This window comes from Pseudoclavibacter helvolus (assembly GCF_049707175.1).
Lineage (GTDB): Bacteria > Actinomycetota > Actinomycetes > Actinomycetales > Microbacteriaceae > Pseudoclavibacter > Pseudoclavibacter helvolus_A.
Genome location: NZ_JBNAFM010000004.1, coordinates 37,482 through 59,707, shown reverse-complemented (window position 1 = coordinate 59,707; position 22,226 = coordinate 37,482). Strand labels below are relative to the sequence as shown.

The window sequence follows — 22,226 nt, the reverse complement described above, 5'->3', positions numbered from 1 at the left end:
GGCCACGACTCCGGGCGGACGCGGCGGCCGCCTGCGCCTCCGTAGCGTCGAGGACATGAACACCACACCCCCACTTGTCGCGAGCGTCGTCGACGTTCGGAAGATCTACGGCTCCCACGGCAGCGTCGCCGCCCTCGACGGCGTCAGCCTCGGTATCAGAAGCGGTGAGTTCACAGCCATCATGGGCCCAAGCGGCTCAGGCAAGTCGACGCTCATGCACGTCATGGCCGGGCTCGACAGCGCTACCTCCGGGCGCGTGTTTCTCGGCGACACCGAGATCACGGGCATGAGCGACAGCGAGCTGACCGTGCTTCGTCGCCGTGCCGTCGGGTTCATCTTCCAAGCCTTCAACCTCGTTCCGACCCTCGACGTCCGCGGCAACATCATGCTCCCCTTCGACCTCGACGGCCGCACCGCGACCCGCGACGAGGACGCCTGGATCTCGCACCTCATCCAGACCCTCGGGCTCTCGCAGCGCCTCGCGCACCGGCCCTACGAGCTCTCGGGTGGCCAACAGCAGCGAGTGGCCATCGCCCGGGCGCTCGCCACCCGGCCGCAGCTCATCTTCGCGGACGAACCGACCGGAAACCTCGACTCCCGGACCGGGCGCGAGGTCCTCTCGCTGCTGTCGACCGCGAGCAGCCAGTACGGGCAGTCCATCGCCATGGTGACGCACGACCCGATCGCCGCGAGCCACGCAGACCGCGTTGTCTTCCTCGCCGACGGCAAGGTCGTCGCCGACCGCCCCCGCACCTCAGCGGCCGAGATCGCGAACCTCATGCTCTCGATGGAGACGGCAGCGTGAGCGCAGCCCAGACCAAGACCGCCGCGGCGCCCCGCCGCGCGAGCAGCTCGCTTCGGGCGCCCGAATCGCAGCAGAGCAGCGGCGGCGCCGCGGTCGTGCTCGTCTCCGCGCTCTCCGCCGCCTTCGGCACGGTCCTCATCATGATCGTGGCAGACCTTGCCGCCTACTTCGAAGCGTCGGGCCTCAGCGAGATCGGCCAGCTGGCGACGGTGCTCGGCACGGTCGCAGCACTCTTCTTCACGATCGCGCTCTTCGTGGGCGCCGTCGTCACCTCGAACTCGGTCGCCACCGTCATCGCCGGGCGGACGAAAGAGATCGCGCTGCTCCGCCTCATCGGAGCATCCGGTCGCTCGCTTCGAGCACGCACCGTGCGCGAGGGGCTCGTGCAGGGCGCATCCGGAGCCGTGGCGGGCGCTTCGCTCGGCGTCGGGCTCACGGCGCTCGGCGCGCAGCTCGCCATCTCCAACGGCGCGCTCGACCCGTTCCCGTTCCCCATCGTGCATCCCGCAGTCATCGCGCCGATCCTCGCGGTGACCGCCGCCACCATCGTCGCCGCGTGGGTCGGCTCGCGCCGTGTGCTCACCGTGTCGCCGATCGCCGCGACCTCCTCGACCGCCGAGCCCACGATGCAGGAGCTGCGCGCCGGGCGAGGCCGCAGCGTGACCGCGGTGGTCCTCATTGCCCTCGGGGTCGCCATGCTCCTCGGAGGCGTCTACGTCGGCCTGTCCAGCCCGACCGGTGTGCTCGTCAGCGTCGGCGGCGGCATGCTCTCCTTCGTGGGCGTCGTGGTCGGCTCCCCGGTCATCCTGCCTCCGCTCATGAGCCTCAGCGGGCGGGCCCTCGGCCGCGGGCCCGTGACCCGCCTCGCCGCCGCCAACGCGGTCCGCAACCCCGCCCGCAGCAGCCGCGCTGTCATCGGCCTCGTCATCGGCATCACGCTGGTCACCATGTTCGCGGTCGCCGCCGAGACGTTCCGCGCCATCACGCTCGACTTCGGGCAGATGGAACCGGAGATGTACGCGGCCTTCGAGCAGGTCATCGACATCACGACCGCCATCATGAGCGTGCTCCTCGGCTTCTCGGTGCTCCTCGCCGCCGTCGGGATGGTCAACACGCTCTCGCTGAGCGTCATGCAGCGCCGACGCGAGCTCGGACTGCTCAGGGCGCTGGGCTTCACCGTCGGCCAGGTGCGTCGGATGATCGTCACCGAGGCCGTCGCCATGATCGCCTCCTCGGCCCTGTTCGGGCTCCTCCTCGGCGTCTTCTACGGCTGGGTCGGCGCGCAGGCCACCTTCGGTTCGCTGGTCGGGCGCCTCGTGCTGCCGAGCATCCCGTGGGTCACCGTCGCCGCTGTGCTGCTCGTGACGCTGCTCATCACCGTCGCAGCCTCGCTGCTGCCCGCCCGACGCGCGACGCGCGTCTCACCCGTCGCCGCACTCGCGGTCGACTGAGCAGCGCCGGGGCGCGCCGGTCCTCGGGGCAGGGCCGGGGCGCGCGGCGCATCGGACTCACGCGCATCCCCAGCTATCACGCATTCATCAGAGTTGTGGCGAAGTGTCGCTCCCGAGCTCGGGAGCAGCACTTCGCCACACCTTTGCGCCACGTTTCTGTGCTGCGATGCGGCGCCACGATGGTGCGCCACGGCTCGCGAGGAGGAGCCTGCGACGGGGCGCGAGGCGGAGGCGGCGCTTACGGCAGGGTGTGGCCGGCCGCCGTGAAGATGCGGTAGTACTCCTCGCGGGTGAGGTGCACGTCGGAGCCGGCCGCCGACTCGGCGACACGTGACGGGGTGGTCGTGCCGAGCACGACCTGGATGTTCGCGGGGTGGCGCGTGATCCAAGCTGTTGCGATGCCCGTCGGGGTGACGCCGTACGCGTCGGCGAGCTCGTCGAGGACGTCGTTCAGCTCGGCGAAGTTCTCGCGGTCGCCGAGGAAGACGCCGTCGAAGAACGCCTTCTGGAACGGCGACCACGCCTGCAGGGTGATGCCCTTGAGTCGCGCGTAGTCGAGGATGCCGTTGTCGCGGTCGATCGACTGATCGAGGCCGACCATGTTCGCGGCGATGCCCGAGGCGATGATGGGCGCGTGGGTGATGCTCAGCTGCACCTGGTTGATGATGAGCGGCTGCGCGACGGCGGATGCGAGTAGCTCGATCTGCGCGGGCGTGTGGTTCGAGACGCCGAAGTGGCGCACCTTGCCGCGGTTGTGGAGCTCGTTGAAGGCCGTCGCCACCTCGTCTGGCTCGACGAGCGTGTCGGGGCGGTGTAGAAGGAGCACGTCGAGGTACTCGGTGCCGAGCGCGTCGAGCGACTCGTCCACGGTGCGCAGGATGTGCTCGGCGGAGAAGTCGAAGTAGCCCTCACGGATGCCCACCTTCGACTGGATAAGCACCTGCTCGCGCTCGCTGGGGGAGAAACTGATCGCCTCGCCGAAGCGTCGCTCGCAGGCGTGCCGCTCGCCGCCGTAGATGTCTGCGTGGTCGATGACGTTGACGCCGGAGTCGATGGCGGTGCCGACGAGGGTGCGGAGCTGCTCGTCGTCGAGGTCCATGATGCGCATCTGGCCGAGGACGATGCTCGAGGCGCGCACGTCGGTCTGCGGGAGAGTGAAGGTCTTCATCGGTGCATCATCTCAAGTCGGGAGCTGGGGAAGCTGTTCGTCTCGGAGCGTCACAACGGTTTCCTTCCGAGACGAGCACGCCTACGCTTTCGGCACACGATCCCCTGCCCCCTCAGCCCAGGAGCCGTGCATCCCAGTTCCCTCATCCGGCGAAGGCGGCCACCTTGTCGACTCAGACTCGCATCGACCCACGCGGGCCGAGATTTGGCGCGGCCATCACCGCGTTCCTGCTCCTCGTCGTCGTTTTCCTGGGACTCACCGCGCCGCCTGCCGCGACGTTCGCGGAGCGGCTCACCCAGCCCGGGTTCCTCCTGCTCGTCGCCCTGTCGGCGCTCTTCGCCTGGGGCGCGTTTGCGGGCATCCAGCGGCACCCGTACGGGCGCGTCTTCGCCGCGCTGATCCGCCCGAGGCTCGCGCCGCCCGCCGAGACGGAAGACGCAGCGCCGCCGACGTTCGCGCAGGGAGTCGGCTTCGCGGTGACACTTGTGGGCGTCGTGCTGCACGTGCTCGGCGTTCCGCTTGCGGTGCCCGTCGCGGCCGGGGCCGCGTTCATCGCCGCGTTCCTCAACGCCGTGTTCGGGTACTGCCTCGGCTGCCAGCTGTACGTGCTGCTGCTGCGGGCAGGCGTCATCCGCCCGCGCGCGGCGCGCGGCTGAGGGCGGCTCCGGCATGGATGCGGGGGTTGCTGCGCTGGTGCTCGGCGCACTGGTGGTCGGTGCGACCGTCATCGGTTTCGTCGTGCAGCGCGTGAACGGCCGCCTGAAGCGGACGGTCCCGAATCGCGCCGCCCCCGCCTCCGCCTCGACCCCCGGCACTGCCTCGGACCCCGCCACCGCCTCGGTGAGCGCCGAGTCGAGCACGAGCGAGGCTGACCTCACCCTCCTGCCGGTCGGCACCGATCCAGGGCGGCGAGCAACACTGCTGCTCTTCTCGACGGAGTTCTGCGCGAAGTGCCCCGCGACGAGGCGGATGCTCGACCAGCTCGCCAGCCAGGAGCCTGGCGTTGCGGTGGTCGAGGTCGACCTCACGAGCCGACCGGATCTTGCCCGCGACCACGACGTCAGGCAGACCCCGACGGTGCTCGTCCTCGATGGGACCGGTGCGCGGGTTGCCCGCATCGGGGGGCCGCCGCGGCGGGCCGAGCTCGAGGCGCAGCTGCTGGAGCTCAGCGGATAGCGGCAGCCGAGGGCGCCGCGGGGCGCCGCCCAGAATGCCCCTGCCCTTCGACCCCTGGATATGCGAGGCTGTGCGCGTGGACGGATCAGTGGTGTTGCTCGTCATCTTGGCGCTGGTGCTCATCGTCGCCGTGGTCGGCTGCGTCGCCAGGCGGGGTGTGAGCCGCTTCGACGGTGAGGGCGAGCCGGAGCCGGAACAGTCGGAGATCGACTTGGAGCTGCTGCCGGAGGACGTGCTGCCGGGCCGCCGCGCGACGATCGTGCTGTTCACGGCGCCCGACAGCCCCGAGTGCGCACTGACGAGGTGGATGCTGCAGGACGTCGCGGCGACGTCGGCCGGGGTCGTGTTCGCCGAGGTCGACACGAGCATCCGGCCCGAGCTGGTTCTGCCGTACGACATCGTCGTCACCCCGACGGTGCTGCTGCTCGACGCCGACGGGAACCGGGTGGGGCGCTTCGATGGGGCGCCGCTGCGCGAGTCCGTCGAGGCGCAGCTCATCGAGCTCAGCGTGCGCTGACGCTCCCGCAGACGGTGAGGGTCGGGTCAGCGGCCAGACGCTCAACAGCTAGGCGCTCAGCAGTCAGGCGCTGAACGGCCAGAAGTCGAAACTGCCGGCGTTCGAGAGCGCGTCGCGCAGCAGCAGGAACCCGACGATGCCGATGATCCAGGCTGTGTTCTCGGCGGCGTTCCTGCTCAACCAGTCGGCGAGCCGTTGGAGCTGGGGCTCGACGGCGCCACGGGCGACGACCCTGGCAAGCAGCAGGACCAGCGCCGGCACGACCATGACCACGCAGTAGACCGCGAGCAGCAGCGAGGAGCCGCCCAGGCCCAGGCCCGAGCCGGTGAGCAGCCCGACGGCGGCGAGGTACGGCAGCATCGTCGCGAGCTCGACGAGACCCGCAGCGAGTGCGAGCACCATCACGGTCGCTGGGGTGCCCCCGGCGAGCGCACGCTCCCGCCACCGAGCGAGCCTGCCAGGGGGAGGCGACTGCGCGGCCCCGCCCCGCGCATCCGGCGTTGTGAGGGCGCGCGCGGTGCCGACACCCGTCGGCGTGGGAGCTGGAGCCTTCGGCTTCGTCGGCATGAGGATCGCAACCGCGAGCAGCGCGGCGCCGATGACCATTTGCACGACCGACGCAGCGGGGGTCTCGAGGAGCGCAGTCGCGTTCTCGAGGAAGACGGACGCCCCAGCGGTCAGCAGCAGCCCGACGAGAAAGTAGAACACGGCGATCGTCGCCAAGTAGGTGAGGATGCGCCCGAGCCGGACTCGTCCGGGCGCGAGCAGGAAGAAGATCGGGATGAGGAGGGTGCCAGCGCTCAGGCTGTCGACGAGCGCGAGTCCGAGGAGCGAGAGCAGCAGTTCAGTGGACATGGGGTCAGCTTCGTGCGCGCCGGCCCGCGCCCGCGTCGCCCGAAGGGTCAGCCTCGCGGACCGTGCCTGCATCGTTTGGGTGACACCCGGTCGCCGTCGGTGTGCTGGGATGGTCGCATGAGCGCACTGAGTCGAGCCCCGCGGTGGAGGGCCCCGCGCCTGGCCGCGCTCGGGCGCCTCGACGAGGATGCTGCGACGACGATCGTCGTGGTCGCGCTCGCCGTGATCTTGGCGCTCTTCGACTCCGGCGAGCACGTCGCACTCGACCTCGCGGCGGTCGCGCTCGGCGGGCTGGCGCTCACGCAGAAGCGTCGGTTCCCGATCGCCGTGCTCGCGGTGTGTGTCGCCCTCGCCGTGGCCGCGCCGGCGTTGGGCGGCGGCATCGGGCCTGCGGTGCTCGTGCTCGACGCGCTGTACATCGTCGCGCGGCATGGTCCGCCCGTGTCGGTTCGGGTCGTCCACGCCCTGGTGGTTGTGGCCGTGCTGGCCGCGTTCGCGGTGCCGCTGCTGCTCGGCGAGGCGCCCCGGGAGGCGGTCTTTTTCTGCCTGCAGGCGCTCGCCATCCTCGGCACTCCGCTGTGGTGGGCGAGTTCAGTGCGGCAGAGCGCGGAGCTCGCTCGGGTCCAAGCGGAGCGAGCCGATGACGCGGAGAGGTTGCTCGTGCTCGAGCGTGAGGAGGCGGTGCGAGCCGAGCGGGAGCGCATGGCGCGCGACCTCCACGATGTGGTCGCGGCGAACCTCTCGGCGATCGCCATCACGTCGGAGGCTGCCCTGGCGGGGAACGCGGCCTCCGAGCGTGAGACGAGCGCGCTGCGCGCGATTCGCGCCTCAGCGCTCGATGGCCTCGACGAGATGCGCTCGATGATCCTCATCCTCCGCCGCGGCGACGAGGCGGTCGGGGCCGAGGAGCTGACGGCGCCGCCCCGGCTCGAGCAGGTGGCCGAGATCGTCGCGGGCGCCGGGCTCGTGCACGCGACCCTTGTCGGGCGCGTGCCCCGCGCATCCGCCGCCACCGAGCAGGCCCTCGCCCGTGTGGTCGCAGAGGCTATCGCGAATGCCGAACGGCACTCGCCCGGGGCCGAGGTCGAGGTGCGCTTCGACGAGGACGCGGCGGAGGTGTCGGTGGTCGTCACCTCGAGGGGCGGGACGCGTGTCGTGGATGCGCCGGGCACGGGCAACGGGCTCGGCCTCATCAGGGAGCGCGCGGAGCGGCTCGGCGGGCGCCTCGAGGCGGGGCCCCTGCCGGGTGAGGAGGGGTGGCGCGTCGCCGCCTCCGTGCCCAAGATCGAAGGGCAGCTTATGCGGCGCGCAGACCAGGAGGAGGGGAGTGGCAGATGACCGAGTTGCCGGACGCCACGCGGGTGCGTGTGCTCATCGCCGACGACCACGCCGCCATCAGGGCGGGCCTGCGGCTGCTGCTCGAAGCGCACGGCGTCGAGGTGGTCGGCGAAGCCGCCGATGGGGCCGCCGCGATCCGCAACGCGAGGGCGCTCCGCCCAGACGTTGTGCTCATGGACGTCCGCATGCCGGGCACCGACGGCATTGAGGCGACCCGGGCGATCGTCGCCGAGGCGCTCGCGGAGGTGCTGGTGCTGACCACGTTCGACCTCGACGAGTACGTGTTCGGTGCGGTCCGAGCCGGAGCCGCAGGGTTCCTCTTGAAGTCGACCACCGGGCCGGCGCTGCAGGCAGCCGTCGAGGCGGTCGCGCGCGGTGAGGGGGCGTTGTCACCCGAGGTGACGCGGCGGCTCCTCGATCGCTTCGCGGCGACGGGTGACCGGGATGCGCATGCGCCGGCGGAGGTGCCCGGTCTCGGCGAGCTGACGGCGCGCGAGCGCGAGGTGCTGACCGCCCTGGGTGAGGGGCTCTCGAACGTCGGCATCGGCCAGCGGATGCACATCAGCGCGTCGACGGCAAAGACTCACGTCTCGAGGGTGCTCGCGAAGCTCGACGTCGCCTCCCGCATGGAAGCGGCGGTACTTGCGCGGCGCGCGGGGCTCGTCGACTGAGCCCCGCGTATCCGCTCGCTCGGGCTACTTGACGACGTCGAAGACCTGCTTCTGGATGCCGTTCGAGTACACCTCGTGCTCGATGAGCCTGAGGTGCTGGGTGGACTTATCTGTCTTGCTGAAGAGGCGCTTGCCCGCGCCGAGGAGCAAGGGGAAGACGAGCAGGTGGTAGCGGTCGACGAGGCCTGCGTCGGCCAGGGCCTGCCCGAGCTCCGCGCTGCCGTGCACGATGATGGGGTCGCCCTCGCCGTCCTTGAGCGCAGCGACCTCGTCGAGCGAGCGCAGGATCGTCGCAGGCCAGCGCTCGTCGTCTGCCGCAAGAGTGGTCGACACGACGTAGCGAGGCATGGTGTTGTACTGCGGGAACTCCTCGGTCATGCCGGGCCAGACCGGGGCGAACGCCTCGTAGCTCTTTCGGCCAAGGAGCAGGGCACCCGCCTCGAGCTGCTCGGTGCCCTTGATGGCGTAGGCCGCGGGGTCAAACTCGATGTCCTGCCAGGTCCAGCCCGAGTTGCGGTAGCGCTCTTCTCCGCCTGGGGCCTCCATGACGCCGTCGGCGGAGACGAAGGCGGTGACGATGAGCTTGCGCATGGGTTCTCCTGACGTCGTGCATGCGAATGCCGTAATGGTAATTCACATCAGGGCACGCCGCTCGCGCGCGCGACGGCGGACTCGCTACGGGCAGACGACGATCTGCCCCGCGTCGTAAATCAGGTAGGTGTAGGTCACCGTGATGGTCGTGTACCCCGGCTTGCTGACGGTGGCGGTGACGGTTCCGGGTCTCGGAATGCCGCCGGCGCAGCTGTCGCGACTGAACGTCGAGGTGCTGATCTTGACCACGACTCGCCCTGACGCGTCGGTCACCTGCGAGGAGGTGCGCTTCACGGGGCTCTGCGTGAAGTTGCCCGTCGCGCTGGCGTTGGACGCGCCGAACATGTAGTTGCCCTGGCCGTCCTGCGAGTTGTCTCCGACGATCTCGACGGTTGCGCCCTCGAGCGCGTTTCCGGATCCGTCCGTCACCACGAACGGCACGGTGATCGCGCTGGTGTTGCTGAGCGAGGTGTTCTGCGCGACGTTGCCGAACTTCCCGTCGCGCAGGTTGAAGGTGTACCCGCCCCCGCCGAACGAGCCGTCGATGGCCACGGTGAGGGTCGCTGAGGCAGTAGCGTTCGGGGCGGCGGTGGCGACCGCGAGCACCGGCACCGCCCAGGCAGCGCCGAGCACGGCGCGGCGTGTGGTGGAGGGGGTCTTCGACACGCCATGGAGTCTAGGCAGGTCGCCACTTCGCAGTCCAAGGCCATGCGCGATCTGGCGCGAATCGTCTGCTTGGCCTCGGGCGAGGGCGCCGCGCGGCATGCATTGCCGTGTCGTCGGGTGCGGGGATAGTCTCTCGGAGCGTGACTACTCAACGCGTTCGATGGGGAATCCTCGGTGCGGGCAACATCGCCGGCACGTTCGTCAGCGACCTGCAGGCGCAGGGGCTCGACGTCGCAGCGGTGGGTGCCCGGGATGCGGCGCGCGCGGCGGCCTTCGGCGCCAAGTTCTCGATCGCGACCTCCTATGGCAGCTACGAGGAGCTGGTGGGGGATCCCGACGTGGACGTCGTCTACATCGCGACGCCCCAGACGTTCCATGCCGAGCAGGCGCTCCTCGCGATCGAGGCCGGCAAGCCCGTGCTCATCGAGAAGTCGTTCACGAGCACGGCCGACGAGGCCGAGCGGGTCGTCGCGGCGGCACGCGCCAAGGGTGTCTTCGCGATGGAGGCTATGTGGACGCGTTTCCTGCCGACGGCAGATGCCATCAGCGACGTCCTCGCGCGCGGTTCGATCGGCGAGCTCCGCAGCGTCACGAACTCCCACTTCCAGAATCTCGATGTCTCGTCGACGAGTCGGCACGGCGACCCGGCGCTCGGCGGGGGCGTCATGGCCGACCTCGGTGTCTACGGGGTCTCGTTCGCGTCGCAGCTGCTCGGGACTCCGACGTCGGTGCTCGCGGACGGGGAGGCCTCGGCGCTCGGTGTCGACCTGTCTGCCTCCGTCTTTCTCGGCCACGGCGACGGACGCACCTCGGCGACCCTCACGCGCATGGATGCGCCTGGCTCGAACCGCGCGACGGTCGTCGGGTCGGACGGCTGGATCGACATCGACGCCGTGTTCTACGCCTCGACGTCGTTCACGGTCTTCGACGGCGGGCACCCGCAGCGTGAGCTGCTTCGCTTCGACAAGCCCCAGCACGTGGGACGTGGGATGCAGTTCCAAGCGCTCGAGGTGGAGCGGTGCCTGCACGCGGGCGAGCTCGAGAGCCCGCGCATGCCGCTCGACGAGTCGGTCGAGATCATGCGCGTGCTCGATGAGGTGCGCGCCAAGGTCACGGCCGGCAGCACGCGGGGCTGAGCCGAGCCGAGCGGAGCGGATCCGAGCCGAGCGCTGACCTCGCTCGTCACTGACCTGACTGGCTGCTACGTGGTCGACCAGACGCCGAGCTCGTTGCCCGCAGGGTCGGTGAAGTGGAAGCGGCGTCCGCCTGGGAACTCGTACGGCCCACTCACGATCTGGCCGCCGGCCGCGCGGACCTGCGCGATGCTCGCCTCGAGGTCGTCGGAGTAGAGCAGCACGAGGGCGCCCCCTGGCGTGACCTGCGGGTCGAGCCGGAAGCCTCCGACCTCGTCGGTCTCGCCGCCTCTTGGTCGGCGGATGCCGACGTAGGTCGGGCCTGGCCCGTAGTCGTTGAAGGTCCAGCCGAAGGCGTCGCCGTAGAACTGTTTGGCGACGGCGAGGTCGGTGACCCCGAACTCGAGGTAGTCGATGGAATGGTGGCGGGCAGCTGGTTCGCTCATGCGCTCCAGTCTGCCCGCCACCGCCGACATCGCGTGCTTGGCGTTCCCGCTCCGCGTCAGCTTGCCGGGTCGATCTCGGCGAGGATCTCGCCGGACGCGATGGTGCTGCCGGCCTCCGTGCGATGCCGCAGCACTCCGGTGGCGTCGGCGAGCACCGGTGTCTCCATCTTCATCGCCTCGACGACGGCCACGGCGGTGCCCGCGTCGATCTCGGTCCTGTCGTCGACGAGCCACCGCAGGAGGGTGCCGGCCATCGGGGCGGTGACGGACGAGGCCGACCCGGCCCCAGCATCCGTCGCCCCGTCTGAGACGCCCGCACCGGCGCCTGCGGTCGCCTGCCCGCTGGCCGCGAACAGGGCGGCCGGCAGTCGCATGGCGACGCGTCGCCCGTCGAGCTCGATCCAGGTGGAGACCACGCTCGGGTCTGCGGGTTCGATGGCGAGGGCCTGTGCGGGCACTCGCTCGGCGAAGGTGGTCTCGATCCACTGCGTGTGCACGCCGAAGCCCGGCTCGCCTGCGGTGCTCTCCGCCCCGATGAAGTCTGGGTTGTCGACCACGGCGCGGTGGAACGGCAGCACGGTCGGCACCCCCTCGACCTCGAACTCGGCGAGGGCTCGGCGCGCGCGCCGCAGGGCTTCGTCTCGCGTCGCACCGGTGACGATGAGCTTCGCGAGCATCGAGTCGAACTGGCCAGATACGACGGAGTTGCGCTCGACGCCCGAGTCGACGCGGACTCCGGGACCGGAGGGAGCCCGGAACTCGGCGATCGTGCCGGGGCCAGGCAGGAACCCGCGGGCCGGGTCTTCGGCGTTGATCCGGAACTCGAAGGAGTGCCCTCGGGGCTCGACGTCGACCGCGCCGAGCGCGAGGCCGTCGGCGACGCGGAACTGACCCACCACGAGGTCGATGCCGGAGGTCTCCTCGGTGACGGGGTGCTCGACCTGCAGGCGCGTGTTCACCTCGAGGAACGAGATGACGCCGTTCGCGTCGAGGAGGAACTCGACGGTACCGGCGCTGCGGTAGCCAGCGGCCGCGCAGATGTCGCGGGCCGCGGTGTGGATGCGCTCGCGCTGCTCCGGGGTCAGGAACGGGGCTGGGGCCTCCTCGACGAGCTTCTGGTTGCGGCGCTGCAGCGAGCAGTCGCGGGTGCCGACGACGACCACGTTGCCGTGCTCGTCGGCGAGCACCTGCGCCTCGATGTGGCGCGGCGATTCGAGGAACTGCTCGACGAAGCACTCCCCGCGGCCGAACGCGGCGACCGCTTCCCGTCCCGCGGCGGCGAAGAGCTCCTCGACCTCGTCGAGGCGTCGGGCGACGCGCAGCCCGCGGCCGCCGCCGCCGAAGGCAGCCTTGATGGCGATCGGGAGGCCGTGTTCTTCCGCGAAGGCGCTCGCCGCGGCCGGCGAGTCGACGGGGCCACTGGTGCCGGCCACCAGGGGGGCGCCAACGCGTTCGGCAAGTCGCCTCGCCGAGATCTTGTCTCCGAGGAGTTCGATGGCCTCGGCGGGCGGGCCGATCCAGACGAGCCCCGCCGCGACGACGGCTCGGGCGAAGTCGGCGTTCTCGGAGAGGAAGCCGTAGCCCGGATGCACGGCGTCGGCTCCGGTGGCGGCGGCCGCGGCCAGCAGCTTGGCCGCGTCGAGGTACGTCTCGCTCGACGTGGCGCCGTCGAGGGCCACGGCCTCGTCGGCGAGGCGAACGTGCAGGGCGTCTGCGTCGCTGTCCGCGTAGACGGCGACCGAGGCGACGCCATAGTCGGCGCAGGCGCGGGCGACGCGCACGGCGATCTCGCCGCGGTTGGCGATGAGGACCTTGCTGATGCGGGTCATCGAACATCTCCTGGAGTTGCAGTGCGTGGGTGGTGGGTGCTCGGGTCGACGATGCGGAACCGCACCGAAGCGCCGACGGGCAGCTGGCCGGCGAGGGGCAGGTCGGCGGCGACAACGGCGCCGAGGACGGGGTAGCCCCCGGTGAGCGGATGGTCGGCGAGGAACAGCACGGGTTGGCCGCTCGGCGGCATCTGCAGGGCCCCGCTCACGCATCCCTCGCTCGGAAGCTCCCCGCTCTTAGCGCGGGTGAGCGCTTCGCCCTCGAGCCGCACGCCGACGCGGTTCGACTGGGGCGTGACCTGCCATTTTTGCTCGGTGAAGCGCTCGAGCTCGTCGGCGGAGAACCAGTCGTCGCGCGGGCCGAGCACGATGCGCAACTCGACGACGTCGCCACCCGCCGCAGGCAAGGGGCGTGCGTCGTCGGCGACGGGGATTGCGGGGGCGAGCGGCGCCTCAGGCAGGCGCACGCCGAGCACGTCGCCAGCCGCGATCGGCGCTGGTCCGAGTCCCGCGAGCAGGTCGGTCGCGAGGCTCTCGAGCACGGGTTCCGCGTCGAAGCCGCCGCGCACGGCGACGTAGCTGCGCACTCCGGCCGCTGGCGCGCCGAGCTGCACCTCGTCGCCGTCGTCGAGCGCGAACGCCGCGCCGAATGGGGCACGCCGCGGCCGCTCACCGGTGACGCTGAGCTCAACCTCGGCGCCGCTGACGGCAAGCACCTGCGGGCCGCGCGCGACGAGGCGGAGCCCGCCGTAGGCGACCTCGAGCGTGGGCGCGGCAGGGTCGTTGCCGACGAGGCGATTGGCCTGCCGGTGGGCGGGTGCGTCCAGCGCACCCGACGCGGAGACGCCCATGCTGGCGTAGCCGGTCCGCCCGAGATCCTGGAAGAGCGTCTGGAGGCCGGGGGAGCGCACCTCGAGCGCCGACCCGCTCGCCGTGCCGTCGGCTTCGCCCTGCGGATGCGCCCTCTCGGACCGCAGGGGCGTATCCGTGCTGGTCGCGCCGTCGGTGCTCGGGGAGCTGGTCTCGCTGGCGGCGCTCACGCTGACGCGCGCGCGCTCGCTTGCGGGGTCGACGCTGAAGGTCACGATGTCGCCGGGCGCCATGAACGCCGCCGGGTCGCGGCCGAGGTCCCACATGGGCGTGTCAGTCGTGCCGATGAGCTGCCACCCGCCCGGGCTCTCGCGCGGGTAGACGCCGCTGTACGTGCCGGCGAGCGCGACCGAGCCGGCCGGGATGCGCGTGCGCGGCGTCGACCGCCTGGGCACGTCGAGCACCGGGTCGTCGCCCGTGAGGTACGCAAAGCCCGGCGCGAAACCCACGAACCCGACGGTGAAGGTCGAGCTCGTGTGGCGTCGAACGACCTCGTCGGTGGAGATGCCGAGCAGCTCGGCGACCTCAGCGAGGTCCTCGCCGTCGTAGCGGGTGGAGATCTCGAGGTGTCGGGGAGTGCCAGCGCGCACGCCGCTGAGGTCGGCACCGAGCGCGGCGGCCTCGATCTCTGCGGCGGTGATCCTGGCGGGGCGGAACGGCACGAGGAGCGTCCGCGCGCCTGGCACCATCTCGCCGATGCCGGGGAGCGAGCGCGCGGTCAGCGCGTCGAAGAGCGCGATGGTCTCGTCGAGGCTGCCGCACTCGATGAGCACCGCGTCGTCGCGGGCGGTGAGGAATCGCACGGGCGCGCTCAACTCGCCGGATGCGGGGTCGTTGCGGCGAACGGCCGAAGTTCGACACCGGCCGCGGTCAGCGCGAGCCGCACCTGCCTGGCCATGTCGGTCGCGCCCGGGCTGTCGCCGTGCACGCAGATGGAGTCGGCGCGCAGCTCGAGCGTGCTGCCGTCGATGGCGGTGATGCGCCCCTCGGTCGCGAGCCGCACCATGCGCTGCGCGACCTCGTCGACGTCGTGCAGCACGGCGCCGGGCTCGCGGCGCGAGACGAGCGTGCCCTGCGGCGTGTATGCGCGGTCGGCGAACGCCTCGATGGCCGTCGGGATGCCCGCCTCGCCCGCGAGCCGAAGCACCGCCGAGCCGGGCATGCCGAGCAGTACGAGGCTCGGGTCGACGAGGCGCACGGCCTCGACGACGTCGGCAGCCTGCCGCTCGTCGTGCACGATCGTGTTGTAGAGGGCGCCGTGCGGCTTGACGTACGTCACCCGGGTTCCCTCGGCGGCGGCGAGGGCTTGGAGCGCGCCGATCTGGTAGACGACGTCGGCGACGAGGTCGTCGGAGGCCACGTCGATGTTGCGACGCCCGAAACCGGCCAGGTCGCGGTAGCCGACGTGGGCGCCGATCTCGACCCCCGCATCCGCGGCCCCACGGACGGTGGAGCGGATGGCACGCGGGTCACCGGCGTGGAAGCCACAGGCGACGTTGGCGCTCGTGACGATGCCGAGCATCTCCTGGTCGTCGCCGAGGGTCCAGCGGCCGAAGCCCTCGCCGAGGTCGCTGTTGAGGTCGATGGAACGTGCGTTCATGTGGTCAGCCTTTCGCTCGGAGTATCGATCACGTGTTGAGGAGGTCGAAGATGGGGCCGACGGCGTTCACTGCCATGTACCAGGTGATGCCCGTTGCCAGCGTGCCGACGATGAGCAGCCACTTCGGGTACTTGGCGCCGCCGAGCTTCGACGGGCGGAACCAGCCGATGTACATGAAGAGCGTGAGGCCGATCGGCAGGATGAGTCCGTTGAAGCCGCCGACGAAGACGAGCAGCGTCGCGGGCGGGGTACCGATCGACAGGTAGATGGCCAGGGAGACGAGAATGAAGCCGACGGTCCAGAAGTCGGCCGTGCGCCCGGTGATGCGCTTCGAGAAGACGGGCAGGAACGACACTGACGTGTAGGCGGCGCCGATCACGCTGGTGAGGGCGGCGAGCCAGAAGATCGCCCCGAAGATGCGCAGGCCAGCCTCGCCCGCGGCAGCCTGGAAGGCGTCGGCGGCGGGGTTGAGCGTCGTGTCCAGAACGACGCCGCTCGCGACGACGCCGAGGATGGCGAGGAACAGCACGTAGCGCATGATGCCCGTGATGAGGATGCCGGTCATGGCGGCCCGGTTGACTTCCTTGATGTGCTGCGGGCCAGCTGTCCCGGAGTCGAGCAGCTTGTGCGCACCCGAGTAGACGATGTAGCCGCCGACGGTTCCGCCGACGATGGTCGTGATGGTCGCGAAGTTGATGGTGTCTGGAAGGACCGTCTGGCGCAGGGCGTCGCCGATCGGGGGCTGCGCGACGACCGCGACGACGATCGTCAGCAGGATCATCGCGATGCCCGCGACGATGACGACGCGGTCCATGACGATGCCGGCGCGCTTGATGAGGAAGATGGCGATCGCAATTGCGGCACTGATGACGGCGCCGACCTTGACGTCAAGGCCCAGCAGCACATTGAGGCCCAGGCCCGCACCACCGATGTTGCCGATGTTGAAGACGAGCCCGCCGATGACAATGAGCACGGCGAGCACATAGCCGCTACCGGGGAGAGCATCATTGGCGAGGTCGCTCGCCCGCTTGCCGGACAGGGTGATCATTCGCCAGATGTTGAGCTGCACGGCGAGATCGATGAGCACCGAGATGAGGATGCCGAACGCGAAAGCCGCGCCGAGCTGCTGGGTGAACGTGGCGGTTTGGGTGATGAAGCCGGGGCCGATGGCCGACGTGGCCATCAGGAAGAGGGCACCAACCAGAGAGTTGCGTCGGGCTTTCGCGTAGTGCTTGAGCTTCTCGGGGGTACTGGCGTCGTCGGAGCCGGAGGGGCTGACGGGGGAGGACGCCGGGGACGCGGGAGGAGGTGTGGGGGACATGACTCGTTCCAGTTCGGTAGGGGAGCAGCGAGCGATTGCGGCAACCCTACGGTTGTTCAACGCTGAGCAACAGATTGTTCAACGATAGACCGGTAAATGTCTTGTTACAAGATGTATCGGCCATGTTTCCGGGACCGGGCGACGGATGCGCAGACGCCGCACGCCGGTAGAGTTCGAGACGTGACCGCAGCCGACGAGACCCTCGACCGCGCCGAGCGTGCCGCCTCGAGCTTGCGCCAAATGATCGTGGCGGGCGAGATCGTGCCGGGCCAACGCCTCTCCGAGAGCGCCATGACCGAGCGGCTCGACGTGTCCCGCAACACCCTGCGCGAAGCCTTCCGCATGCTCACCGTCGAACGGCTCCTGACGCGGCGGCCCAACGCCGGCGTCTTCGTCGCCATTCCCTCGCTCGCGAGCATCCTCGACATCTACCGTGTGCGCCGCATGATCGAGGTCCAGTCGCTCCGCGCCGCCCCCGGACGACACCCGGCTGGGGCGCGGATGCGCGCCGCGGTCGAGCGCGCCGTCGCGGGCCGTGAGGCCAACGACTGGGCGGCGGTCGGCACCGCGAACATGGACTTCCACACGGCGATCGTGGCGCTCGCGGACAGCGAGCGGCTCGACCGCGTGTACGCGAACGTCTCCGCGGAGCTGCGCCTCGCGTTCGGCTTCCTCGAAGACCTCGAATACCTCCACGCGCCCTACATCGAGCTGAACCAGCGTGTACTCGCCCTCCACCTGGACGGCGACGCTGAGGGTGCGGCGCAGGCGCTCGACGAGTACCTGGTCAGGTCGGAGCGCACCGTGCTCGCGGCCTATGCGCGGATCGCGCCGGCCCCAACCGTCTGAGCGCGAGCATCCGCGCCGCGCCGCGCCGCCGTCAGCGTGATTCCCACCCGCCGACTCCCCACCAAGCAGCACCCACCAAGCCGCACCCCGCACAAGCCGCACTCCGCAGAAGAAGGAGCAGCCGTGTCACTTACCGCCCTCGTCCTGCGCCACATCGTCTTCGAAGACCTCGGCCTGCTCCGAGACGTGCTCACGGAGCGCGGCTACGGCATCCGCTACCTCGAGGCGGGTCAGCACGACTTCGCGGGCACCGACGCGGCGGCGGAGATCGCAGACGCCGATCTGGTGGTGGTGCTCGGCGGCCCGATCGGGGTCGGGGATGCGGAGCACTACCCGTTCCTGACGCCCGAGATCGCAGCGATCGGTGCGCGGCTTCGGGCGGAGCGGCCAACGCTCGGCGTGTGCCTCGGCGCCCAGCTCATGGCGGCCGCGATGGGAGCCCAAGTGGCGCCGACGGGCAGGGTGGAGATCGGCTTCGCCCCGCTCACGCTGACCGACACCGGCGCGGCCTCCGTGCTCGCGGGGCTGCGGGACGTGCCGGTGCTGCACTGGCACGGCGACCAGTTCGAGATCCCGGCAGGCGCCCAGCGTCTCGCCGAGACCCCGGGCTTCCCGAACCAGGCGTTCTCGGCCGGCCCGAACCTGCTCGGCCTGCAGTTCCACCTCGAAGTCGACCCGCTCATGGTCGAGACCTGGCTCATCGCGAACGCCTACGAGCTCGCGGCCCACGATCTTGACCCGCGAGTCATCAGGGCGGATGCGCTCGAGCACGCACCGCGCCTCACGGCCGCGGCGCGTGGCGTCGTCGGTGCCTGGCTCGACGGCCTCGAGGGTTCCTAGCCTCGACCCTGCCGAGCCGCGACCGTGTTCGGCCCGGTCGCCTCGCCTGGCCGCGTCACGCCTGCCCGGGGCTTGGCACCTGGCTGGCCGATGCCTCGGCCGTTGTGGCCGGAGCCGTCCCGATCGGCATGCCTTTGGGCACGACGAGGGGGCCGCCGGTGACCGGGTCGTCGATCACGACGTTCGGCAGGCCGTAGATCTCCTCGACCCGCGCGCTCGTCACCACGTCGCGGGGCGTGCCGGCCGCGAGGATGCGGCCCTCGCGCATGGCGATGATGTGGTCCGCGTAGCGCGCGGCGTGATTGAGGTCGTGGAGGACGGCAACGATGGTCCTGCCCTGCCGGTTGAGGTGCGCGAAGAGCTCCATGAGCTCCACCTGGTGGGCGATGTCGAGGAAGGTGGTCGGCTCGTCGAGCAGCAGGAGCTCGGTCTCCTGCGCCAGCACCATGGCGACCCACACGCGCTGACGCTGGCCGCCGGAGAGCTCATCCACTCGGCGGGCGGCGAGGGGCAGGGTGCCTGTCGCCTCGAGGGCGTCGCGCACGGCGCGCTCGTCGGTCTCGGACCACTGGCGCAGCAGATGCTGGTGCGCGAAGCGACCGCGGCCGACGAGGTCGGCGACGGTGATGCCGTCCGGGGCGAGTGCCGACTGCGGGAGAAGGCCCAGCCGCCTCGCGACGTCTTTGGCGCGCAGGCTCGTGATGGCCTTGCCGTCGAGCACCACCCGCCCCGCGTCCGGCGCGAGGAGGCGCGACAGGCCGCGGAGCAGCGTCGACTTGCCGCAGGCGTTCGGCCCGATGATGACCGTGAAGGAGCCGTCTGGGATCGCGGTCGTGAGCCCGTCGATGATGGGCTTGGCGTCGTAGCCGAGCGTGACGTGCTCGGCGCTGAGGCGGGCATCGCCGGGGCTCGACGGCTCGGTGGCGGTCGGGCCTGCGGCGGCGGTCTGGTGGTCAGGCACGGCGGCGGATCTCCTGGATGAGGGTGAGGACGAGATACAGGCCCCCGACGGAGACCGTGACGACTCCGACGGGCAGGGTGACCGGCAGGACGTGCTGGGCGATGACGTCGGAGCCGAGGAGCAGCAGGCGGCCGACGAGTGCCGACAGCGGGAGCGACAGGGAGGGGGTCCTGGCGATGCGCCGTGCGACCTGCGGGGCGGCGAGGGCGATGAAGGCGACGGGGCCGATGACGGCGGTCGAGATCGAGACGAGGCCGACGGCGGCGAGCAGGACGAGGGCTCGGACGCGTTCGGGTCTGGCGCCCGTCGCGGAGGCGACGTCGTCGCCGAGGTCGAGCTGGCGCAGGTGCGGGCCGGCGAGCAGGAGCATGGCCAGCAGCGGGAGGCCGAGGGCGATGGCCCCGGCGAGGGGTGGCCCGGTCACGCCGTTGAGGGTGCCCGCACCCCACGCTGAGGCGAACATCGCGGTCTCGAGCTCGACCTCGAGCAGCATCCACGAGTTCGTGGACGCCAGGATGGCGGAGACGCCGATGCCGATCACGATGAGTCAGAACCCCTGGGTGCCGCCGCTGCGGGCGAGCCCCCAGATGAGGGCGGCGGTCGCCACGCCGCCGAGCACGGCGCCCGCGGTCATGAGCGGCCACGACGCCGAGAACAGGACGACGGTGACCAGCATGCCGGTGAAAGCGCCGTTGGAGAGGCCCAGGATGTCGGGGCTCGCGAGCGGGTTGCGGGTGACGGTCTGGATGAGGGCTCCGGCGACGGCGAGGAACCCGCCGAGGACCACGGCCGCGATGACCCGAGCGAGGCGCTACTCGAAGACGACGGTGCGGTCGAGGGCGTCGCCCCCGCCGAGCAGGATGCGCACGACCTCGCCTGGGCTGAGCGGATAGGAGCCCAGCCCGAGCGCGACGACGCCGAGCAGCAGGATGGCCGTCGCGGTGAGTGCTCCGACGACGAGGCTCCGCGCCCGGAGCGGGATCGAGAGCGTGCCGGCGGTGAGGCGCAGCTGGCGGTAGCCGCGGTCGATGGGGCCGTGCAGGCGGGCGTCGGTCACGAGAGGGTGCTCGCTCTCCGCTGGCGGGCGAGGGCGATGAGCACGGGCGCGCCGACGAATGCGGTCACGATGCCGACGGGAATCTCGGCGGGGGCGATGAGGATGCGGCCGAGCACATCCGACAGCAGCACGATCACCGGGGCGAGGACGACGGAGACGCTGAGGATGACACGTTGATCGACGCCGAACAGCCACCTGGCCACGTGCGGCACCAAGAGGCCGACGAAGGAGATGGGCCCGGCCAGTGCGGTGGCGGTGCCCGCGAGCACCGTGACCGCGATGACGACGGCGACGCGGATCGCGCCGACGTTCGCGCCCTGGGCGCGGGCCACGTCGTCGCCGAGCGCGAGGGCGTTGAGCCCCGGGGCGAGGAGGAGCGCGCCGAGCACGGCGAGCACGATGAAGGGGAGCACGGGTAGGAGCACGTCGAAGCCTCGGCCGAGCAGCGAGCCCGCGTTCCACGAGCGCATCCGGTCGAACGCGTCCGGGTTGCTCAGGGTCATTCCTGTCGTCATGCCGGAGAAGACTGCGCCGATGGCTACGCCGGCGAGCGTGAGCCGGATCGGGTCGGCGGGGCCTCGCCCGGAGGAGCCGATCAGGTACACGGCCACCGTCACGGCCAGCGCGCCGAGGAAGCCGAGCCACACGAAGGACGAGATGTCGCGGAGGCCGAAGAAGGCCACGCCGATGGCGATGGCGAAGGCGGCGCCCGCGTTGACGCCGAGGATTCCCGGGTCGGCGAGCGGGTTGCGAGTGAAGGCCTGGATGAGGGCCCCGGCGACGCCGAGCGCGACGCCCACGACGAGGCCGGTGATGGTGCGAGGCAGTCGTAGCTCCGAGACGACGTAGCGGGCCTCCGGCGAGCCGCCGCCGCGGAGCACGTCGAGCACCTGCTCCGGTGGCAGCGAATTGGAGCCGACCGCCAGGGAGAGCCCGACGGCGGCCGCCAGCGCAACGAGGAGCACGCCGAGCCCGAGGGGCGTCCTGCCTCGGCGCCGGGCGCGCCATCCCGCTCCGACCCGGGTGCGGGTCGGAGCGGGCGATGTGGTGGTGAGGGTCACAGCTGGACGGCGAGCGTCACTGCTGGGCTGCGAGGAAGCGCTCGATGTCGTCGAGCACGAGTTCTCCGCCCTTGGGGCCGACGCCGGAGACCCAGTAGCTGGTGTCGACGAGCGTGACCGAGGGGAACTCGGCCTCGTTCTGGGTGATCGCGGCGGGAATGGTGGTCGCGTCGTCGACGTCGGTGGTCGTCACGAAGACGTAGTCGGCTCGGGCCTCGAGGATGTTCTCGGGGGAGAGGTCGGCCTGGAGCCCGTCCTCCCATTCCTGCTCGGGGATGGTCAGCCCGGCGCACTCGAGGGCGCCGCCGGCGAACGAGGTCGGCCCGTAGAGGCTCAGCGTGGTCTCGTCTCGGGGCCTGATGAGGTTGGCGGTCTTGCCGGCGGCACCGGAGGCGCTGGCGATCTCTTCGCAGCGCTCGTTGAATCCGTCCAGGAGCTGCTGGGCTTCGGCCTGCTGGCCGAGGGCCTCGCCGATGAGCAGCACGTTCTCCTGCCACGGGTCGGCCTGGGTCGCCATGAAGACCGTGGGGGCGATGGCGCCGAGCTGGTCGTAGAGCTTCGAGTGACGTGACTCCGTGCCGAGGATGAGGTCGGGCTTGAGGGCTGCGATCGCCTCCAGGTCGGGTTCAGGCACCGTGCCGACGGGTTCGACGCCGTCGACGCCGAGGTAGGAGGGGATGCCCGCGACGTTGCTGGCGACGGCGGCGCCGACCGGGGTCACGCCGAGGGCGACGGCGGTGTCGAGCTCGACGGGTTCGAGCACGACGACGCGTTGCGGGTCTGCGGGCACTTCGGCGGTGCCGCGCGCGTGCTCGACGGAACGGGTCTCGGCGGAGCCCGCATCGGCCGCGTCGGTCGCGGTGGGGGTGTCGGATGCCGCTGCCGAGCACCCGGTGAGCAGCAGGGCGAGCAGCGCGCCAGATGCGATGAGGGTCGATGCCCGTCGCGGGGTCGGTGTGTGCATGAGGTTCAGCCTCCGGTGGTGGTGATGGTTGGGGGAAGCGCGGTGCGAGCCCGCTGG

At 71.0% G+C, this 22,226-nt stretch carries 23 protein-coding genes and 1 pseudogene; 10 read left to right on the top strand and 14 right to left on the bottom strand.

The annotated features are described in order from the left end of the window. Window positions 1-55: 55 nt before the first annotated feature. On the top strand, window positions 56-805 hold the full coding sequence (locus tag ACPYN9_RS04335) for an ABC transporter ATP-binding protein (protein ID WP_424464532.1): 750 nt from the start codon (window positions 56-58) through the stop codon (window positions 803-805). Beyond that, a complete protein-coding gene (locus ACPYN9_RS04330) occupies window positions 802-2,256 on the top strand; it encodes an FtsX-like permease family protein (protein WP_424464223.1) in 1,455 nt (484 codons plus the stop codon). The genes ACPYN9_RS04335 and ACPYN9_RS04330 overlap by 4 nt, the downstream gene beginning before the upstream one ends. Before the next feature lie 238 nt (window positions 2,257-2,494). On the opposite strand, the gene ACPYN9_RS04325 is transcribed toward ACPYN9_RS04330, so the two are convergent. Beyond that, on the bottom strand, window positions 2,495-3,424 hold the full coding sequence (locus tag ACPYN9_RS04325) for an aldo/keto reductase (protein ID WP_424464221.1): 930 nt from the start codon (window positions 3,422-3,424) through the stop codon (window positions 2,495-2,497). Window positions 3,425-3,588: 164 nt separating this feature from the next. Here ACPYN9_RS04325 and ACPYN9_RS04320 point away from each other — a divergent pair, with 164 nt between their 5' ends. From ACPYN9_RS04320 to ACPYN9_RS04310, 3 genes are all read left to right on the top strand, one after another. Further along, window positions 3,589-4,080 carry a DUF4395 domain-containing protein gene (locus ACPYN9_RS04320; protein WP_424464219.1) on the top strand — a complete coding sequence of 164 codons (492 nt, stop codon included), beginning with the start codon at window positions 3,589-3,591 and terminating at the stop codon, window positions 4,078-4,080. A 13-nt stretch (window positions 4,081-4,093) separates the two neighbouring features. Continuing rightward, a complete protein-coding gene (locus tag ACPYN9_RS04315; RefSeq protein ID WP_424464218.1) occupies window positions 4,094-4,600 on the top strand; it encodes a thioredoxin family protein in 507 nt (168 codons plus the stop codon). Between the two features lie 76 nt (window positions 4,601-4,676). Continuing rightward, window positions 4,677-5,117: a thioredoxin family protein gene (locus ACPYN9_RS04310; protein ID WP_424464216.1), complete on the top strand. Its 441-nt coding sequence runs from the start codon at window positions 4,677-4,679 to the stop codon at window positions 5,115-5,117. A gap of 63 nt (window positions 5,118-5,180) precedes the next feature. Here the strand turns inward: ACPYN9_RS04310 and ACPYN9_RS04305 are convergent, their stop codons facing one another. Then, window positions 5,181-5,972 (bottom strand): GAP family protein, encoded by a 792-nt coding sequence (locus ACPYN9_RS04305; protein ID WP_424464215.1) that lies wholly within the window; start codon window positions 5,970-5,972, stop codon window positions 5,181-5,183. A 117-nt stretch (window positions 5,973-6,089) separates the two neighbouring features. On the opposite strand from ACPYN9_RS04305, the gene ACPYN9_RS04300 reads away from it, so the two are divergent. After that, window positions 6,090-7,310: a sensor histidine kinase gene (locus tag ACPYN9_RS04300; RefSeq protein ID WP_424464213.1), complete on the top strand. Its 1,221-nt coding sequence runs from the start codon at window positions 6,090-6,092 to the stop codon at window positions 7,308-7,310. After that, on the top strand, window positions 7,307-7,981 hold the full coding sequence (locus ACPYN9_RS04295; RefSeq protein WP_424464211.1) for a response regulator: 675 nt from the start codon (window positions 7,307-7,309) through the stop codon (window positions 7,979-7,981). Before ACPYN9_RS04300 ends, ACPYN9_RS04295 begins: the two co-directional genes overlap by 4 nt. A gap of 24 nt (window positions 7,982-8,005) precedes the next feature. On the opposite strand, the gene ACPYN9_RS04290 is transcribed toward ACPYN9_RS04295, so the two are convergent. After that, on the bottom strand, window positions 8,006-8,572 hold the full coding sequence (locus tag ACPYN9_RS04290; protein ID WP_424464209.1) for a dihydrofolate reductase family protein: 567 nt from the start codon (window positions 8,570-8,572) through the stop codon (window positions 8,006-8,008). 84 nt (window positions 8,573-8,656) lie between these two features. After that, a complete protein-coding gene (locus ACPYN9_RS04285; protein WP_424464207.1) occupies window positions 8,657-9,238 on the bottom strand; it encodes a hypothetical protein in 582 nt (193 codons plus the stop codon). Window positions 9,239-9,378: 140 nt separating this feature from the next. Here ACPYN9_RS04285 and ACPYN9_RS04280 point away from each other — a divergent pair, with 140 nt between their 5' ends. Further along, window positions 9,379-10,374 carry a Gfo/Idh/MocA family protein gene (locus ACPYN9_RS04280; RefSeq protein WP_424464205.1) on the top strand — a complete coding sequence of 332 codons (996 nt, stop codon included), beginning with the start codon at window positions 9,379-9,381 and terminating at the stop codon, window positions 10,372-10,374. 65 nt (window positions 10,375-10,439) lie between these two features. Here the strand turns inward: ACPYN9_RS04280 and ACPYN9_RS04275 are convergent, their stop codons facing one another. Genes ACPYN9_RS04275 through ACPYN9_RS04255 form a run of 5 tightly spaced genes read right to left on the bottom strand, consistent with a single transcriptional unit; the run spans window position 10,440 to window position 16,437 of the window. Then, window positions 10,440-10,817, bottom strand: a complete 378-nt coding sequence (locus tag ACPYN9_RS04275; protein ID WP_424464203.1) for a VOC family protein — start codon at window positions 10,815-10,817, stop codon at window positions 10,440-10,442. 56 nt (window positions 10,818-10,873) lie between these two features. Beyond that, complete coding sequence (locus ACPYN9_RS04270) at window positions 10,874-12,646, bottom strand: acetyl/propionyl/methylcrotonyl-CoA carboxylase subunit alpha (RefSeq protein WP_424464201.1); 1,773 nt, start codon at window positions 12,644-12,646, stop codon at window positions 10,874-10,876. Continuing rightward, window positions 12,643-14,319, bottom strand: a complete 1,677-nt coding sequence (locus ACPYN9_RS04265) for a 5-oxoprolinase/urea amidolyase family protein (RefSeq protein WP_424464199.1) — start codon at window positions 14,317-14,319, stop codon at window positions 12,643-12,645. Before ACPYN9_RS04265 ends, ACPYN9_RS04270 begins: the two co-directional genes overlap by 4 nt. Window positions 14,320-14,327: 8 nt before the next feature. After that, a complete protein-coding gene (locus ACPYN9_RS04260; RefSeq protein ID WP_424464197.1) occupies window positions 14,328-15,116 on the bottom strand; it encodes a LamB/YcsF family protein in 789 nt (262 codons plus the stop codon). A 28-nt stretch (window positions 15,117-15,144) separates the two neighbouring features. Further along, on the bottom strand, window positions 15,145-16,437 hold the full coding sequence (locus ACPYN9_RS04255; RefSeq protein WP_424464196.1) for an NRAMP family divalent metal transporter: 1,293 nt from the start codon (window positions 16,435-16,437) through the stop codon (window positions 15,145-15,147). A gap of 180 nt (window positions 16,438-16,617) precedes the next feature. On the opposite strand from ACPYN9_RS04255, the gene ACPYN9_RS04250 reads away from it, so the two are divergent. Beyond that, window positions 16,618-17,286, top strand: coding sequence for a GntR family transcriptional regulator (locus ACPYN9_RS04250; protein ID WP_424464194.1), 669 nt, complete (start codon window positions 16,618-16,620; stop codon window positions 17,284-17,286). Window positions 17,287-17,409: 123 nt separating this feature from the next. Continuing rightward, entirely contained in the window at window positions 17,410-18,126 is a 717-nt protein-coding gene (locus tag ACPYN9_RS04245; protein ID WP_424464192.1) for a glutamine amidotransferase, read from the top strand. A 55-nt stretch (window positions 18,127-18,181) separates the two neighbouring features. Here the strand turns inward: ACPYN9_RS04245 and ACPYN9_RS04240 are convergent, their stop codons facing one another. From ACPYN9_RS04240 to ACPYN9_RS04220, 5 genes and pseudogenes are all read right to left on the bottom strand, one after another. Beyond that, window positions 18,182-19,087: an ABC transporter ATP-binding protein gene (locus ACPYN9_RS04240; RefSeq protein WP_424464190.1), complete on the bottom strand. Its 906-nt coding sequence runs from the start codon at window positions 19,085-19,087 to the stop codon at window positions 18,182-18,184. Next, a pseudogene (locus ACPYN9_RS04235) lies at window positions 19,080-19,874 on the bottom strand (FecCD family ABC transporter permease). Before ACPYN9_RS04235 ends, ACPYN9_RS04240 begins: the two are co-directional and overlap by 8 nt. A 24-nt stretch (window positions 19,875-19,898) precedes the next feature. Next, complete coding sequence (locus ACPYN9_RS04230) at window positions 19,899-20,144, bottom strand: hypothetical protein (RefSeq protein WP_424464188.1); 246 nt, start codon at window positions 20,142-20,144, stop codon at window positions 19,899-19,901. Next, window positions 20,141-21,205, bottom strand: coding sequence for a FecCD family ABC transporter permease (locus ACPYN9_RS04225; RefSeq protein WP_424464186.1), 1,065 nt, complete (start codon window positions 21,203-21,205; stop codon window positions 20,141-20,143). The genes ACPYN9_RS04230 and ACPYN9_RS04225 overlap by 4 nt, the downstream gene beginning before the upstream one ends. 16 nt (window positions 21,206-21,221) lie before the next feature. Further along, on the bottom strand, window positions 21,222-22,169 hold the full coding sequence (locus ACPYN9_RS04220; protein WP_424464184.1) for an ABC transporter substrate-binding protein: 948 nt from the start codon (window positions 22,167-22,169) through the stop codon (window positions 21,222-21,224). Window positions 22,170-22,226: the final 57 nt, after the last annotated feature.

What these genes read in the sequence shown, in the direction of transcription:
- ACPYN9_RS04270 (WP_424464201.1), bottom strand. Translation starts at nt 12,646, where the DNA reads ATGACCCGCATCAGCAAGGTCCTCATCGCCAACCGCGGCGAGATCGCC.
- ACPYN9_RS04220 (WP_424464184.1), bottom strand. Translation starts at nt 22,169, where the DNA reads ATGCACACACCGACCCCGCGACGGGCATCGACCCTCATCGCATCTGGC.
- ACPYN9_RS04290 (WP_424464209.1), bottom strand. Translation starts at nt 8,572, where the DNA reads ATGCGCAAGCTCATCGTCACCGCCTTCGTCTCCGCCGACGGCGTCATG.
- ACPYN9_RS04305 (WP_424464215.1), bottom strand. Translation starts at nt 5,972, where the DNA reads ATGTCCACTGAACTGCTGCTCTCGCTCCTCGGACTCGCGCTCGTCGAC.
- ACPYN9_RS04295 (WP_424464211.1), top strand. Translation starts at nt 7,307, where the DNA reads ATGACCGAGTTGCCGGACGCCACGCGGGTGCGTGTGCTCATCGCCGAC.
- ACPYN9_RS04260 (WP_424464197.1), bottom strand. Translation starts at nt 15,116, where the DNA reads ATGAACGCACGTTCCATCGACCTCAACAGCGACCTCGGCGAGGGCTTC.
- ACPYN9_RS04325 (WP_424464221.1), bottom strand. Translation starts at nt 3,424, where the DNA reads ATGAAGACCTTCACTCTCCCGCAGACCGACGTGCGCGCCTCGAGCATC.
- ACPYN9_RS04315 (WP_424464218.1), top strand. Translation starts at nt 4,094, where the DNA reads ATGGATGCGGGGGTTGCTGCGCTGGTGCTCGGCGCACTGGTGGTCGGT.
- ACPYN9_RS04300 (WP_424464213.1), top strand. Translation starts at nt 6,090, where the DNA reads ATGAGCGCACTGAGTCGAGCCCCGCGGTGGAGGGCCCCGCGCCTGGCC.
- ACPYN9_RS04255 (WP_424464196.1), bottom strand. Translation starts at nt 16,437, where the DNA reads ATGTCCCCCACACCTCCTCCCGCGTCCCCGGCGTCCTCCCCCGTCAGC.
- ACPYN9_RS04275 (WP_424464203.1), bottom strand. Translation starts at nt 10,817, where the DNA reads ATGAGCGAACCAGCTGCCCGCCACCATTCCATCGACTACCTCGAGTTC.
- ACPYN9_RS04335 (WP_424464532.1), top strand. Translation starts at nt 56, where the DNA reads ATGAACACCACACCCCCACTTGTCGCGAGCGTCGTCGACGTTCGGAAG.